Genomic DNA, 14,579 nt, shown 5'->3' on the forward strand with positions numbered 1-14,579 from the left:
CCCGCCGGGACCCCTCGGATCTTTCGGCATCCGCAGGGACGCCGTCAGTTCCGATCGAGCTGGTATCCCTGCAGCTTCCGGTACAGCGTGGCGCGGGCGATGCCGAGGGCCGCCGCCGTGCGGGCCTTGTTGCCGCCGTGGCGGTGCAGGGCCTCCACGATGGCGGCGCGCTCGGCTTGCTCCATCGGGCTGAGAGGCCGAGACGCGGGTCCCTCACGTACGGGGTCCGGGAGCTCGGCGCGCCGGACGGGTCCTGTCGTGCGCCGTTGTTCGGCCAACGCCCGCACCAGGTGCGCGAGTTCGGTGACGTTGCCCGGCCATGGGTACTGCTCCAGAGCGCGCAGGGCGTCCAGCGTCCAGGTGAGTGGGGGCTGTCCGGCGGAGGGCCTGGGCGCCAGGGCCGTGAGCAGCTCCCTGATGTCCTCGCGCCGCTCGCGAAGCGCGGGGAGGGTGACCGAGCGCGCTGCCAGGGTGTCCAGGAGCCGTTGGAGACAGGGGCCCGGCGGCGTTCCGGGGGTGTAGGTGACGAGCAGAGGTACGTCTGGATGCGAGGCGAGCAGCGAGTTGAGGGCTGCGGTGCCGGCCTGCGCGAGACGCTCGACATGGCGGACGAGGAGTCGATCACCGTTGATCAACGCGGCGAAGTCCGCGGGGAGTTCACCTTTCGCCGCGTCCACGACCAGGGAGCCCGCCATCAGTTCCCGTGCCAGCGAGGTCTTCCCGGTGCCGCGCTCCCCGACGAGGAGCAGGGGCCCGCGCAGACTGGTCAACTCCCTCGCACGGCGGACGGCATGGCGCCAGGGCACCGACCGACCGGCCGGCCCCGCACTCACCCGCACGGTCGGCGGCACGGCCGTGTGTCGCACCTGCTCCAGCACGGCGACCACACCGATCACCGACTCCTGACGGGACACAGGGGTGACGGTCGCGGTACAACCCGTGCCGGGCGCAAGCGGGATGGGGTACCTGGCACCTGACGCCGGGTCGACCGGCGCTTCGGGCCCGTCGACAGGGTCGGACGCCGTGTGCGAGCCGTTCCCGGCCGAGCCCCGGAGCAGGGCGAGCGCGCTCCGCTCCAGCGCCTCCAGTCCCTCCGGTGACAGCAGTCGCCCCGCCGCCTCGCTGACGAGCCGGTTGCGTCCGTCGAAGGCGACGACCGCGCCCTCTCGCTCCCCCACCGCCCGCAGATACGCGTCCAGCAGGATCCGTTCCGCCGCCTGTGACCGTGCGAGGAGTTCCGCTTCGACGGCGCTCGCCACAGCCTCGGCGAGCGGGGCGCCCGGATGCGGTGAGCACTCGGCGCACAGCCGGGAGGTCACGGTCACCGTGCCCAGCGTCCGGCCGGTCTCCGGCGCCCGTATCGGCACGCTGACCGCCGAGAGGTCCTGCCACGAGTCGAGGAAGTGCTCGGGGCCGTGCGCCTCGGCGCGGCGGCCGGTGCGCCGGGCCAGGGCGGCGCTGTTGTGACCGACCAGTTGCTCGGAGAGGTCGGTGCGGGGGCCGTCCGGCGCGCATCCGGTGATCCACAGGACCCGCAGCCGCTCGTCGGTGAGCAGGAGCGCGCCCTGGCCGGCGTCCAGAGCCGGGGCGATCCGTTCGAGTGCGGGCCGGGCCGCGGTCAACAACGGGGATTCGGCCGACCGCACGGAAGACCGAGGGGCGTCCGGCGCGGGGCCCCGCACGTCGTACCGCACACCGAAGAACCGGGCGCGCTTCCATCCGGCGACCACTTCTTCCGGTATCCCGTCCGGCAGTCGCCGTCCCTGCAGGAACAGCTCGCGGGCGCTGCGCAGCGCGGCGAGCGGAGGGCGGGCGGAGGGGTGCTCTGCGGTGGTCACGGCACGGCACACCCTACCCGGATCGGTTGAATACGCAACAACCATGGGCCTCCGTGTGCTGTGCCACGACCCACTGTCTCCAATTGAGACACCCACGCTCCCGCGCCCACCCACATGATCTTGAACAGTCGGCGCCTGTCCTCATTCCCTGGAGCGTTCCCCGTGCACACCGTCGAGCCCGATGTCGTGACCGACGTACTGATCGTGGGCAGTGGCCCCGCGGGCGCCTCCGCCGCGCTCGCCCTGAGCACCTACGGCGTACCCAACATCGTCGTCACCCGCTACGCGAGCCTCGCCGACACGCCGCGGGCGCACATCACCAACCAGCGCACCATGGAGGTGCTGCGCGACCTCGGCGTGGAGCAGGAGGTCGTCGCGAAGGCCACGCCACAGCAGCTGATGGGCGACACGACCTTCTGCACCAGCCTCGCCGGCGAGGAACTCGGCCGGGTCCGCTCCTGGGGCAACGACCCGCTCGTCCAGGCCGCGCACGAACTCGCCAGCCCCACCCGCATGTGCGACATGCCCCAGCACCTCATGGAGCCGGTGCTCGTCGACGCGGCGGTCGCGCGGGGCACACAGCTGCGCTTCAGCACGGTCTACAAGTCCTTCGTCCAGGACGCCGACGGCGTGACGGTCACCGTCCAGGACCGGCTGCGCGGCGACGAGTACACGATCCGGGCCAAGTACCTGATCGGCGCCGACGGCGGCCGCTCGCAGGTCGCCGAGGACGCCGGGCTGCCGATGGGCGGCCAGATGGGGATGGCCGGCAGCATCAACATCGTCTTCGACGCAGACCTGTCGAAGTACACCGCCCACCGGCCGTCCACCCTGTACTGGGTGCTCGCCCCGGGCGCGACCGTCGGCGGCATCGGCGCGGGCCTGGTGCGTTGCGTCCGGCCCTGGAACGAGTGGATGATCGTCTGGGGGTACGACGTCACCGCCGGCGCCCCCGACCTGACCACCGAGTACGCCGAGTCGGTCGTCCGCAAGCTGGTCGGCGACGACGAGATCCCGGTGACCGTCAAGTCGTCCTCGGCCTGGACCGTCAACGAGATGTACGCCGAGACGTACTCCAACGGCCGCGTCTTCTGCGCCGGGGACGCCACGCACCGCCACCCGCCGTCCAACGGCCTCGGCTCCAACACCTCCATCCAGGACTCCTACAACCTGGCGTGGAAGCTCAGGCTCGTCCTCGACGGCACCGCGTCCCCGAAGCTGCTGGACTCCTACACCGCCGAACGAGCCCCGGTCGGCAGGCAGATCGTCACCCGCGCCAACAAGTCCATCGGTGAGACCGCCCCGATCTTCGAAGCGCTCGACGGCCTCTCCCCGCAGACCCCCGAACAGCTGTGGGCCAACATCGCCGCCCGCAAGGACGACACCGAGGCGGCTCAGAAGCAGCGGGCCGCGCTGCGCGAGGCGATCGCGTACAAGGCGTACGAGTTCAACGCCCACGGTGTCGACCTCAACCAGCGCTACGCCTCCGCCGCGATCATCCCCGACGGCACGCCCGACCCCGGTTTCGACCGCGACCCCGAGCTGTACCACCAGCCGTCCTCCCGACCCGGCGCCAAGCTCCCGCACGCCTGGCTCACCGCCGGCGCCCGTACCCTGTCCACCCTCGACACCGTCGGGCGGGGCCGTTTCACCCTGATCACCGGCATCGGCGGCGCGGACTGGCTGCGGGCGGCCCGCGCCCAGGACCTGGAGATCGCCGCCGTCGTCATCGGCCCCGGCCAGGAGTACGACGACCCGTACGGCGACTGGGCACGGCTGAGCGGGGTGGCCGACGGCGGAGCCCTCCTCGTACGGCCGGACGGGTACGTCGCCTTCCGGCACGCGACGGCGGCCGCGTCCGGCGAGGACGCCGAGCGGTTGCTGACCGGTGCGGTGCGGCGGATCCTCGGGCATGGCTGACCGGAAGGACTCCCACACATGAGCACTGAATTCACCACCCGTCTCACCGAGGCGGTCGTCGACAGCTTCGAGGGCACGTCCGACCCCCGGCTGCGCGAGCTGCTCGCCGCCCTCACCCGCCATCTGCACGCCTTCGTCCGCGAGACCGAGCCGACCATGACGGAGTGGGAGCGGGCCATCGGCTTCCTGACGGCGACCGGTCAGACGTGCACCGCCACCCGGCAGGAGTTCGTCCTCCTGTCGGACGTGCTCGGCGTCTCCATGCTCGTCGAGACGATCAACGGCGACGGAGGCGGGGACGCCACCGAGTCGACCGTGCTCGGCCCCTTCCACATGACCGAGTCCCCGGTCCGCGACCTCGGCGCCGACATCGACCTGGTCGGCGGCGGTGAGCCGTGCGTGGTCAGCGGGCGGGTGCTGTCGCAGGACGGCGCCCCGTTGCCCGGCGCGGTCCTCGACGTCTGGCAGGCGAACCCCGAGGGCTACTACGACGTCCAGCAGCCCGACGTCCAACCGGCGGGCAACGGGCGCGGACTGTTCACGGCGGACGACGAGGGCCGCTTCTGGTTCCGCACCTGTGTGCCGAGCCCGTACCCGATCCCCACGGACGGCCCGGTGGGCGGCCTGCTCAAGGCCACCGGACGGCACCCCTACCGTCCGGCCCACATCCACTTCATCGCCTCCGCCGACGGGCACACACCGGTCACCACGCACATCTTCGTGGCCGGCGGCGACCACCTCGACTCGGACGCCGTGTTCGCGGTCAAGGAGAGCCTCGTCCAGGACTTCACCGAGACCGACGACCCTTCCCTGGCACGGGAGTTCGGCATCCCGAACCCGTTCCGGCACGCCCGCTTCGACCTCGTGCTCAACCGAACCCGGTCATGAGGGGGTTCTCATGAGAGGGTTCACCGGCTTCGCGTACGAGGCCCAGCCCATGCGGGTCGTCCTGCGGCCCGGCGCCTCGGTCACCGCGACCCCGCAGGAGGCCGAACGGCTCGGGTTGCGACGGCTGTTGGTGGTCAGCGGCCCACGGGGCGCGCAGACCGCCCGGACCGTCGCGGACGCCCTGGGCGCAGCCTGCGCCGGGCTGCACGCCGAGGCCCGGATGCACGTGCCCGCGGAGGTCGCCGACCGGGCCGTGGCGGTGGCGCGCGAGGCCGGCGCCGACGGCTGCGTGGCCGTCGGCGGCGGCTCCGCCATCGGCCTCGGCAAAATGATCGCGCTGCGCACCGGCCTGCCGCTGATCGCCGTGCCGTCGACGTACTCCGGCTCCGAGATGACTCCTGTCTGGGGTCTCACGGAACACGGCGCCAAGCGCACCGGCCGCGACCCGTCGGTCCTGCCCCGCAGCGTCGTCTACGACCCCGAGCTCACCCTGTCGCTCCCGGTGCCCCTCTCGGTGACCAGCGGAATCAACGCGGTGGCGCACGCGGCCGAGGCCCTGTACGCGCCGGACGCCTCACCGCTGGTGTCACTGATGGCCGAGGAGGGCGTACGAGCCATGACGGGCGCCCTGCCCCGAGTGGCGGCCGACCCCGCCGACCTGGACGCTCGCGGCAGCGCCCTCTACGGGGCCTGGCTCTGCGGCGCCGTCCTCGGCACGACCACCATGGGCCTGCACCACAAGGTGTGTCACGTTCTCGGCGGCGCCTTCGGCCTGCCGCACGCCGAGACCCACACCGTGGTCCTGCCGTACGTCCTCGCCCACAACGCGCCCGCCGCACCCGAGGCCATGACGGCGCTCGGCCGCGCCCTGGACACCGACGACGCGCCGCACGCCCTGTGGCACCTCTCCGACCGCCTCGGCGCGCCCCGCTCCCTGGCCCGACTCGGCCTGAACGAGGCCGACCTGACGGTGGCGGCGCACGCGGCGGCCGGCCAGGCGTACCCCAACCCGCGGCCGGTCACCGTGGCGGGCGTCCTCGACATCCTGCGAGCTGCGTACGAGGGCGACCGGCCACAGACAAAGCTCTGACCGATGAAACCGATTAAACCGACGAAGCCCGATGAACCCGAAAGGTGAACCCCCATGCCCCTCGGACTGCTCCGGCGGCGACTCAAGAGTGCCCCCGGAGGCGCCACGGGATCCACGCTGCCCATCCCGACCGGCGCGGGCATCGTCGTCCGGGAGGTCCTGGATCCGGTGAACCAGCCCCTCGGCGCGGCGGAGGTGACGGTGACGGAACTCCGCAGCCACCAGGTCTCGGCACGCGGCACCACGGACCCGTACGGCTGGTTCCTGGCCGTCCTGCCGCCGGGCGGCTACCGGCTGCTGATCACGGCCGAGGGGCTGGAGCCGCACAGTGAGACCGTCGAGGTGGTCGCCGAAGCAGGCCTGTCTCCGCAGCGCGTGTGGCTGCAGCCGGGCCGCCAGGCCGAACTCCCGGTCCCCGGCACCTGGCTCTTCGACCCGCCGCACACGGCGATCCGCTTCATCGCCAAGCACGTCGGCATGGCCCATGTGCACGGCCGCTTCGAACGCTTCGAGGGCGGCATCCAGGTCATGCGGGACGTGGCCGACTCCCGGGTCCATGTGCGCATCGACGCGTCGAGCATCACCACGGGCAACAACACCCGGGACACACACCTGCGTTCCGCCGACTTCCTCGACGTCGACAACTTCCCGTACATCGACTTCCGCAGCACCCGCTTCGCCTACCGGGGCGGCAGCAAGTGGTCCCTCCTGGGCACGCTGACCATGCACGGCGTGAGCCGGTCGATGTCGCTGGACACGACCTATCTGGGCATGGTCAACGGCGGCTACGGCGAGGAACTGCGCTGCGCCGCCCTGGCCAAGGCGGAGCTGCACCGCGAGGACTACACCCTCAACTGGCGCTCGATGCTGGCGCGCGGCATCGCGGTGGTCGGCCCGACGGTCCAGCTGGAACTGGACGTCCAGGCGATGTACCGCACACACGACACACCGACTCCGCCGGAGTAGGGGCCGCCGACGGCCGAGCCGCGGACGAGGAGGGTCACAGGCGGATGACCACCAGCGCGGTGTCGTCGGTGGTTTCGGTGGAGGGAAGCAGATCGGCCAGCAGGGCGTCGGCCAGAGCCTCGGGGTCGGACTGCCCGTGGCGGACGAGGGAGTCGGCGAGGCGGGCCAGACCGACGTCGATGTCCTCATGGCGACGCTCGATCAGGCCGTCCGTGTACAGGACCAGGGTGGCGCCCTCGACGAAGGCCACACTGGCCTCCGGCCGCGGGACGTGGTCGGGGCGCGCGCCGAGCGGCGGGTCGGTCGCCTGGTCGAGAAAGGTCACCGTGCCCTCCGGGTCGAGCAGGGCGGGTGGCGGGTGGCCCGCGCTGCTGTACGTGATGATGTGGGTGGCCCAGTCGATGAAGGTCTTCACCACGGTGCTCGACTCGGCGCCGTCGACGTGGCGGGCATACAGTCCGAGGGCCTCCACGGCGCGGGCGGGGCCGTCGGCGACCCGGGCGGCCGCGCTGAGCGCGCTGCGCAGCTGCCCCATGACACCGGCCGCCTGCAGGCCGTGGCCGACGACGTCGCCGACGGCGACCGCGATGCGGTCGCCGGGCAGGTCGACCAGGTCGTACCAGTCGCCGCACACGTTGAGGGTGCCGACGGCGGGCCGGTAGCGGACGGCTGCCCGGTGGTGTCCGACCGGCGTGGGGGCGGGCAGCATGGCCGCCTGCAGGGCCAGGGCGACCTCGCGGTCATGCGCATGGGCCAGGCGCAGACGCTCGTTCACGTCCTGTAGTTCACGGGCGCGGGTGTACAGCTCGGCCTCGAGCACGCGGGCCCGGCTGCTGTCGCTGCCTGTGCCGCCGCGGGCGCGGATGAGCTCGGTGACCTCCTCCACCCGGTGCACGATCAGCACCACCTCCCCGTCCGGGCCCAGCACGGGGGCGTTGACCGGGCTCCAGAAGTGCTCCACCCAGTGGCCGGGCCGCGCGTGGTCCTCGATGTCGTAGCGCAGCAATGCCATGGTGTCGCGCTCTCCGGTGGCCACCACACGCAACATCGACGCCTCGGTCTCGCGCATGCCGGCCGCGGCCGCGTCGTTGGGGTTCTCGGGGAAGACGTCGAAGATGTACCGGCCCAGTAGCTGCTCGCGGGTGCGCCCGGCCAGCCGGAGGAAGTCCTCGTTGGCGTCGGCGTACACCAGGTCGGGGGTCAGCAGAGCCACCATGCCGGGGAGGGCCCGGAACACCGCCGCGTAGTCGATCCGCGGTTTCCTCATGTGCTGCCCGCCTCGGTGCCGCCCGTCACTGTGCTGTCCCACCATAGGAGTGAAAGCCCCACCGCGCCCGGCACTGCCCCTTCCGGCCCATGACAGTCACCTGTGCGGCCCCCTTGCGACGGGGCGGCGCCCCCCGGGGGATAGGCGGTGCCCCAGCCGGCAGCCAGTAAAGGGTGGACACCCGATGACGGCCTTCCCCTGCGCTGTCCGGTCCGGTCCCGCAGAGTCAGGGACCAATGTCCCGCCAGGTCTGGGCCCTTCGGCCCAGGACGGACGAGTGGACCTGGATGACGGTGGAAGTGGCGCACCGGAACACCGTGTGTGAGACCTGCGCCCGGTGCCCCGTGAGGAAGTGGGTGACGATGATGTTCTGGTACGGCCACGATCCAAGTGGATGGGGCTGGGTCGCCATGTCGGTCGGCATGGTCTCCTTCTGGGCCCTCCTCGTCGCCCTCGGCGTCCTGCTGTTCCGAGCTTTGTCGGGGTCGGCCGAGCCCCGGGCGACGACTGGTCCCGAACAGCGCGGGCCCGTCGCCGAGCAGGTCCTCGCCGAACGGTTCGCCCGCGGAGAGATCGAGGAGGACGAGTACCGCCGCAGGCTGACCGTCCTGCGTAGCGGAGACGGCCCCCAGCCCAGCAAGAGATGATCAGGAAATCCGCACCGTGCCAGGCTCGCGGGGGCCTTGCGCCGTCCACTCCACGTTTCCGGTCGCGTTTCCGGTCGCGTTTCCGGTCGCGCTTGTGGTCCCACAGCCGCCACCGCACGCGCCCAGGACCGCCGTGGAATAGTGGAGGAGACGGATAGCGCCCTTCCGTGAATGGCCGGTGGCCTTGAAGGGAGGCAGGTCCGGTGTCTGTGAGCGCACTCGAGACCGCAACCGTGACAGCGTTGGTCGAAGACGCCGCGGCGGCTCCGTCCATGCACAACGCGCAGCCGTGGAGATTCCGGTTCCTGCGCGCAGACAGCGCGTTCGAGGTGTACTCGGATCTCGAGCGGGCCATGCCGCGGGCAGACCCCACCACCCGGGGTCTTCACCTGGGTTGCGCCGCCGCCCTGTTCAACCTGCGTGTCGCCATCGCCCACGCCGGCTGGGCAACAGCCACCGAGCTGCTGCCTGACCCCGCGGACCCGCGCCTGCTCGCGGTGGTGCGGTTGACCAGCCCGGCGCTCGCGGCGAATGGCGTCGCGGAGGATCTCGCCCCGCTGTATCCGGCGATCAGCCACCGCCACACCAGCCGTCAGCCCTTCACCGACGAGGCGATACCCCAGGCCATCAAGGATGCACTGAGCGCCGCCGCGCTGCTGGAGGGTGCGCGGCTGCTCTTCCCCGACGCATGGCATGTGCACACACTCCTGGACCTCGTGCACGACGCCGAGGGGCGCGATGCCATGGATGCCGCGGCGTCCGAGGAGCTGAGGCACTGGACCCGGGTGGGCCCGGAGGCTGCGGAAGCGGCGAGGGACGGGGTGCCGGAGTACGCCTTCGGCCCTCGCAGGCTCTACGGCAGAGCGCCCGTGCGTGACTTCGCCGGCAGGGGCGTCGTTCCGGGCCGTGCGGCCGCCGCGTTCGAGAACGCGCCTCAGCTCGCCATACTGGGCACCACGAGCGACCGGCCCAGGGACTGGCTCCTGGCGGGCCAGGCCATGGAACGCGTCCTGCTCCAGGCCACCCTCGACGGGCTGGCCACGTCCCTCACCTCCCAGGCCCTCGAATGGCCAGAACTCCGATGGATCGTGCGCGACCCGCAGTCGGCGATGGGATTCGTCCAGATGGTGCTCCGGCTCGGATACGGCCTCGCGGGCCCCGGCACACCGCGCCGCCCCGTGGATGCGGTACTCGAGATCGCCTGAGCTCGGATACAACTCGCTTCGGCGTCGAAGGTGGGCCGGGGCAGACTTGTCATCACCTGAAAGTCGGCCTTGAGACCCGGCTCGACGCGATGGACGAGGTCAGTCGGTGATGACGGCGTCGCGGTGGGTCCACTCGGGGCTGTGGGCCGCCTTGTGCATGAAGGCGGCGACGTCCGCGCGACTGATCTTCGGGTTGCCCTTCATCGGGAGCCGGTCGCCGGCGCGGTAGGCGCCCTTGGCGGGGCCCTTGGTCAGCAAGGTCGGGTAGACCAGCGTCCAGTCCAGGCCGCTGGAGCGGATCGCCTGCTCGGAGGCTTCCTTGTTCGCCTAGATGTTCCTGCCGGTGGGGAGCCGTACGGCGAAGGTGGTCGAGCCAGGGCCGCTGTCCAGGGTGACGCTGCCGCCGTGGGCCTCTGCCACCGCCGCCACGATGGACAGGCCGAGGCCGGTTCCGGTGCCGCTCTCCACGCCGTCCGTACGACGGCGGTCCCCGTGACTGAAGCGCTCGAAGACCCTGGGCTGGACGTCCGCGGCGACGCCGGGGCCGTCGTCGTGGACCTTGAGCACGGCCATGCCGTCCGACCTCTCCAGCGAGATGGTGATCGTGCTTCCGACGGGGGTGTGCAGTCGGGCGTTGGCCAAAAGGTTGGCCAGCACCTGATGGAGCCGGTGAGCGTCGCCCGGCACCGTCACCGGTTCCTCGGACAGTTCCAGCGTCCAGCGGTGCCCGGGGCCCGCGGCCTGCGCGTCCGTCACGGCGTCCAGGACCAGACGGGTCAGGTCGACGGGCAGGCGATCCAGGGGGCGGCCCGCGTCGAGGCGGGCCAGGAGCAGCAGGTCGTCGACCATCTCGCCCATGCGGGACGCTTCGGCCTCGATGCGTTCCAGGGCCCGCGCCACCTTCGGCGGCACCGGGCCGGGGTGCAGCAGCGCCAGTTCCGCGTGGCCCCGGACCGACGCCACGGGCGTACGCAGCTCATGGCTGGCATCGGCGGCGAAGCTGCGCAGTCGTTCTTCGCTCGCGTGCCGTTTGGCCAGCGCATCCTCGACGTGGCCCAGCATCGTGTTGAAGGCGTCGGCGACCCGTCCGACCTCACTGCGCGGGTCCGCCTCGGGGGCGCGTGGCCAGAGTTCCACCTCACCGCTGGACAGCGGTAGTTGGCTGACTTTCGTGGCGGTCGCGGCCACTCTGCTGAGCGGTCGTAGCGACCAGCGAACCCACAGCGCTCCGGCGAAGCCGGCCGCGGCGAGCGCGGCGCCGAAGACGACCGCGGCAACCAGTTCCAGCCGGTGGACGGTGGCCTCGACGGGTTCCGTGGGCAGCCCGGTGATCAGGACGTCGCCGTCCCTGCCCTGGACCGCCATCACGCGGTAGTCGTCCAGCGCGGACAGGTCGATCGTGTGGCCCCGGCCGTCGGCCGGCACCGAGGCGAGCGTTCGCCTGTCCCCCGCTCCGAGCGGAACGGTCTGGGCGCCCGCGCCCGTGCTGGAGCCCACCACCGCGGCGTTGGTGACCGTGTCGCCGACGAGCCGGGCTCCGAAGGTGCCGACGGTCTGACGGCGGGTGTCACCGTCGCCGTTCTCGTCGCCGATGGGGGTCCCCCCGGTCGAGTCCTTTCGAGACTGGGGGAGGTCCGAGGGCCGGGTTCCGCCGTGCTCCAGGCTCGCCGGGAACCGTACGCCCGTCTCGCGCAGCTGCTGGTCGAGACGGCCGGTGAGAAAGCCGTTCAGTTCCAGCACCGCCGCCACTCCGACGGCGGCACAGCTGACCGCCAGCAGTACGACGAGGCCGGCGGTGAGCCGCGCCCGCAGCGTGTGCGGCCGGGGGAAGAGCGACAGCGCCCGCCGCAGCCCGCGTCGGAGCGGATGGCGCGCGAGCCGCTGCCTCAGCGGCCTCACCGGGTCACCGGCTTGAGCACGTATCCGGCGCCCCGCACCGTGTGGATCATGGGCGGGCGGCCCGCGTCCACCTTCTTGCGCAGGTAGGAGATGTACAGCTCGACGACATGGGCCTGCCCGCCGAAGTCGTAGGACCACACCCGGTCGAGGATCTGCGCCTTGCTCAGGACGCGTCGCGGGTTGCGCATGAGAAAACGCAGCAGTTCGAACTCCGTCGGGGACAGTTCGACGAGTTCGCCACCGCGGGTGACCTCGCGGGCTTCCTCGTCCATGACCAGGTCGCCGACGGTCAGCCGTGGCCCGTCCGCCGGCTGGCGGGCCATGCCGGCCCGGCGCAGCAGTCCGCGCAGGCGGGCGACGACCTCCTCCAGGCTGAAGGGTTTCGTCACGTAGTCGTCGCCGCCCGCCGTGATGCCGGCGATACGGTCCTCGACCGCGTCCCGTGCGGTCAGGAAGAGCACACACACGTCGGGGCGTACGGCACGCAGCGAGCGCAGCACGGCGAAGCCGTCGGTGTCCGGGAGCATGACGTCGAGGACGATGGCGTCGGGCAGCAGTTCGCGTGCCTCGGTGACGGCGGAGACGCCGTCGCCCGCCGTGCGTACCTCCCAGCCGTCGTAGCGCAGGGCGCCGGAGAGGACCTCGGTGAGGTCGGGGTCGTCGTCGACGACGAGGACCCTGAGCGGGGTGCCGTCGGTCCGGGTCAGTGCGGGGCGGGCGGAGCCGCGGGGGCGGGGAGTGTTCATCTCAGGTACCAGGATGCGGGGTCGCCGCGTCCGGAGCTGCCTTCTCAACCTCTGAGTTCGCTCTGAGTCCGCTCTGGGTCCGCCGTGCGGCCGGTCGGCGCCGATCACCCGGGCGGGCCTCTGACCTGCGGCGGGGCCGCTTCGGCCGCCGCGGCGCTGAGAGCCGGCTCAGAGGTTGGGTCGGCACAGTTGTCCTTCCGGACGGCCGAAGCGGCGTACGGACAGCCGAAGGGACACACGGATGACGACGGTGTACTCACAACCCAGGGTCGCCCCCGCGCCTCCTGCGCCCGGGCGTTCCCCCGTGGGCCCCGTGCTCGCCGTGCTGTGGGGCGGGGCCGCTGCCGTGGTCGCCCTGTGGTGGTACGACACGGGGTCGGTCGTCGGCGCCGCGGGATGGCTGACGGGGGCCGGGCGGATCGCTGGACTGCTCGGCGGGTACGCCTGCGCCGTCCTCGTCGGTCTGATGGCCCGCGTGCCGCTCCTCGAGCGGCGGATCGGGACGGACCGGGTGACGCGCTGGCACGCGATGGCGGGCCGCTACACGATCTGTCTGCTGGTGGCGCACGTCGTGCTGATACTCCTCGGGTACTCCGCCCAGGACGGCTCCTCGATCGCGCACGAGGCGCTCACCGTGGTCCTGGACTACCCGGAGATGCTCAAGGCCACGGCCGGGACCGTCGTCCTGTTCGCGGTCGGGATCGTCTCGGCCCGCGCGGTACGCCGCCGGATCAGCCACGAGTTCTGGTACTACGTGCACCTGCTCACGTACGCGGCGGTCTTCCTCGCCTTCGGCCACCAGCTCGCCCTGGGGTCCGACTTCGTGGGCAGCCGTCCGGCCCAGGCCGCCTGGTACGTGCTGTATCTGGGCGTCGCGGCCCTGGTGGTGTGGTTCCGGATCCTCGCCCCGGTCCGGCTGAACCTGCGGCACCGGCTGCGGGTGGACTCCGTGCACCGGGAGGCGCCGGGCGTGTACTCCGTCGTCGTCCGCGGCCGACGGCTGGACGAGATGGGCGCGCGGCCGGGGCAGTTCCTTCGCTGGCGGTTCCTCACCGAGGGCATGCGCTGGACCTCCACGCCGTACTCCCTGTCGGCTCCGCCGCGCCCGGACCTGCTGCGCATCACCGTCAAGGCGCTCGGCGACCACAGCGCCGCCGTCGGCCTGCTGCGGCCCGGCACCCGTGTATGGGCGGAGGGACCGTACGGGGCGCTGACCGCGGACCGGCGCAGCTCGCACAAGTCCCTGCTGATCGCGGGCGGTGTCGGCGTCACACCGCTGCGAGCCCTGTTCGAGACGCTGCCCGGCGACGTCACCCTCCTCTACCGCGCCCGCACGGCCGAGGACCTCGCCCTGGGCGGAGAACTGGAGGCCGTCGCACAGTGGCGTGGGGCGAAGGTGCTCTACGCGCTCAACGGCCCGCACGGCCGACGCCCCGACCTCACGGCCGCTGCTCTGCGGGAGGCCGTGCCCGACCTCGACATCCACGACGTGTATCTGTGCGGCCCCCACGGGTTCGCGCAGGACCTGTACCGGGCACTGCGCGCCGCCGGGGTCCCCGACCACCGCATCCACCACGAGTCCTTCGAGCTGTGAGGCCGTCTTGCACACGTTGAGGAAGAACCGTCCGCTGCGCCGCGTCGTGCTGGCCGGCGCCGCCACCGTCTCCGGGATGGTGCTGCTGCTGTCGCTCAAACCGCACACGCCGACGCCGGCCGTCACCGGGGCGGCGTCCTCCCCCGCGCCCTCCGGCAACGCCAGCACACCGAGCGGGACGACCGGATCCGGCGGGACGGACGGGTCGAGCGGATCCGCCGCCACGGGAACCCAGACCCTCACCGGGGACTCCGTCCAGACCCGCTGGGGCCCCGTCCAGGTCCGTGTCACGCTCAAGGACGGCAAGCTCACCGACGTCACCGCGGTCGCCTACCCCCAGGAGAACCCACGGGACCAGCAGATCAACAGCTACGCCATCCCGCAGCTGACCAGCGAGGCACTCACGGCGCAGAGCGCCGACATCGACACCGTCTCCGGGGCCACATACACCAGTGACGGCTACCGGCAGTCGCTCCAGTCGGCCCTGGACTCGGCAAGCCGCTGACCCCTGCCCGAGAA

Annotated in this window: 12 protein-coding genes and 1 pseudogene; 8 read left to right on the forward strand and 5 right to left on the reverse strand. The window is 72.0% G+C overall.

What is annotated here, in order from left to right:
- Positions 1 to 44 precede the first annotated feature (44 nt).
- Positions 45 to 1,838, reverse strand: a complete 1,794-nt coding sequence (locus ACIBAF_RS31330; protein ID WP_399467539.1) for a helix-turn-helix domain-containing protein — start codon at positions 1,836 to 1,838, stop codon at positions 45 to 47.
- A gap of 162 nt (positions 1,839 to 2,000) precedes the next feature.
- On the opposite strand from ACIBAF_RS31330, the gene ACIBAF_RS31335 reads away from it, so the two are divergent.
- Genes ACIBAF_RS31335 through ACIBAF_RS31350 form a run of 4 tightly spaced genes read left to right on the forward strand, consistent with a single transcriptional unit; the run spans position 2,001 to position 6,702 of the window.
- On the forward strand, positions 2,001 to 3,758 hold the full coding sequence (locus ACIBAF_RS31335) for an FAD-dependent oxidoreductase (RefSeq protein WP_399467540.1): 1,758 nt from the start codon (positions 2,001 to 2,003) through the stop codon (positions 3,756 to 3,758).
- Positions 3,759 to 3,776: 18 nt separating this feature from the next.
- A complete protein-coding gene (locus ACIBAF_RS31340; protein WP_399467541.1) occupies positions 3,777 to 4,646 on the forward strand; it encodes a dioxygenase in 870 nt (289 codons plus the stop codon).
- Positions 4,647 to 4,656: 10 nt separating this feature from the next.
- Complete coding sequence (locus ACIBAF_RS31345; RefSeq protein WP_399467542.1) at positions 4,657 to 5,736, forward strand: maleylacetate reductase; 1,080 nt, start codon at positions 4,657 to 4,659, stop codon at positions 5,734 to 5,736.
- Between the two features lie 54 nt (positions 5,737 to 5,790).
- Positions 5,791 to 6,702, forward strand: a complete 912-nt coding sequence (locus ACIBAF_RS31350) for a YceI family protein (RefSeq protein WP_399467543.1) — start codon at positions 5,791 to 5,793, stop codon at positions 6,700 to 6,702.
- Between the two features lie 34 nt (positions 6,703 to 6,736).
- On the opposite strand, the gene ACIBAF_RS31355 is transcribed toward ACIBAF_RS31350, so the two are convergent.
- Positions 6,737 to 7,969 carry a PP2C family protein-serine/threonine phosphatase gene (locus tag ACIBAF_RS31355; protein ID WP_399467544.1) on the reverse strand — a complete coding sequence of 411 codons (1,233 nt, stop codon included), beginning with the start codon at positions 7,967 to 7,969 and terminating at the stop codon, positions 6,737 to 6,739.
- A gap of 362 nt (positions 7,970 to 8,331) precedes the next feature.
- Between ACIBAF_RS31355 and ACIBAF_RS31360 the strand changes: the two genes are divergently transcribed.
- Positions 8,332 to 8,616, forward strand: a complete 285-nt coding sequence (locus ACIBAF_RS31360; RefSeq protein WP_399467642.1) for an SHOCT domain-containing protein — start codon at positions 8,332 to 8,334, stop codon at positions 8,614 to 8,616.
- 203 nt (positions 8,617 to 8,819) lie between these two features.
- The gene (locus ACIBAF_RS31365; RefSeq protein WP_399467545.1) at positions 8,820 to 9,821 is read left to right on the forward strand and encodes an Acg family FMN-binding oxidoreductase; all 1,002 of its coding nucleotides are present in this window, start codon (positions 8,820 to 8,822) and stop codon (positions 9,819 to 9,821) included.
- A gap of 99 nt (positions 9,822 to 9,920) precedes the next feature.
- On the opposite strand, the pseudogene ACIBAF_RS31370 reads toward ACIBAF_RS31365, so the two are convergent.
- From ACIBAF_RS31370 to ACIBAF_RS31380, 3 genes and pseudogenes are all read right to left on the reverse strand, one after another.
- Positions 9,921 to 10,148: pseudogene (locus ACIBAF_RS31370) on the reverse strand (NAD(P)H-binding protein); the annotation flags it as partial.
- Positions 10,149 to 11,660, reverse strand: a complete 1,512-nt coding sequence (locus tag ACIBAF_RS31375) for a sensor histidine kinase (RefSeq protein WP_399467643.1) — start codon at positions 11,658 to 11,660, stop codon at positions 10,149 to 10,151. It lies immediately after the preceding pseudogene.
- Positions 11,661 to 11,716: 56 nt separating this feature from the next.
- The gene (locus tag ACIBAF_RS31380) at positions 11,717 to 12,466 is read right to left on the reverse strand and encodes a response regulator transcription factor (protein ID WP_399467546.1); all 750 of its coding nucleotides are present in this window, start codon (positions 12,464 to 12,466) and stop codon (positions 11,717 to 11,719) included.
- A gap of 241 nt (positions 12,467 to 12,707) precedes the next feature.
- Here ACIBAF_RS31380 and ACIBAF_RS31385 point away from each other — a divergent pair, with 241 nt between their 5' ends.
- Both ACIBAF_RS31385 and ACIBAF_RS31390 read left to right on the forward strand, forming a co-directional pair.
- Positions 12,708 to 14,060: a ferric reductase-like transmembrane domain-containing protein gene (locus tag ACIBAF_RS31385; RefSeq protein WP_399467547.1), complete on the forward strand. Its 1,353-nt coding sequence runs from the start codon at positions 12,708 to 12,710 to the stop codon at positions 14,058 to 14,060.
- A gap of 7 nt (positions 14,061 to 14,067) precedes the next feature.
- Positions 14,068 to 14,565 (forward strand): FMN-binding protein, encoded by a 498-nt coding sequence (locus ACIBAF_RS31390; protein WP_399467548.1) that lies wholly within the window; start codon positions 14,068 to 14,070, stop codon positions 14,563 to 14,565.
- The last annotated feature ends 14 nt before the right edge of the window (positions 14,566 to 14,579 follow it).

Source organism: Streptomyces sp. NPDC051677 (genome assembly GCF_044453465.1).
Lineage (GTDB): Bacteria > Actinomycetota > Actinomycetes > Streptomycetales > Streptomycetaceae > Streptomyces.

Excerpts from the sequence above, each read along its gene's own strand:
- ACIBAF_RS31380 (WP_399467546.1), bottom strand. The coding sequence starts at position 12,466 with ATGAACACTCCCCGCCCCCGCGGCTCCGCCCGCCCCGCACTGACCCGG.
- ACIBAF_RS31355 (WP_399467544.1), bottom strand. The coding sequence starts at position 7,969 with ATGAGGAAACCGCGGATCGACTACGCGGCGGTGTTCCGGGCCCTCCCC.
- ACIBAF_RS31345 (WP_399467542.1), top strand. The coding sequence starts at position 4,657 with ATGAGAGGGTTCACCGGCTTCGCGTACGAGGCCCAGCCCATGCGGGTC.
- ACIBAF_RS31385 (WP_399467547.1), top strand. The coding sequence starts at position 12,708 with ATGACGACGGTGTACTCACAACCCAGGGTCGCCCCCGCGCCTCCTGCG.
- ACIBAF_RS31360 (WP_399467642.1), top strand. The coding sequence starts at position 8,332 with ATGATGTTCTGGTACGGCCACGATCCAAGTGGATGGGGCTGGGTCGCC.
- ACIBAF_RS31350 (WP_399467543.1), top strand. The coding sequence starts at position 5,791 with ATGCCCCTCGGACTGCTCCGGCGGCGACTCAAGAGTGCCCCCGGAGGC.
- ACIBAF_RS31340 (WP_399467541.1), top strand. The coding sequence starts at position 3,777 with ATGAGCACTGAATTCACCACCCGTCTCACCGAGGCGGTCGTCGACAGC.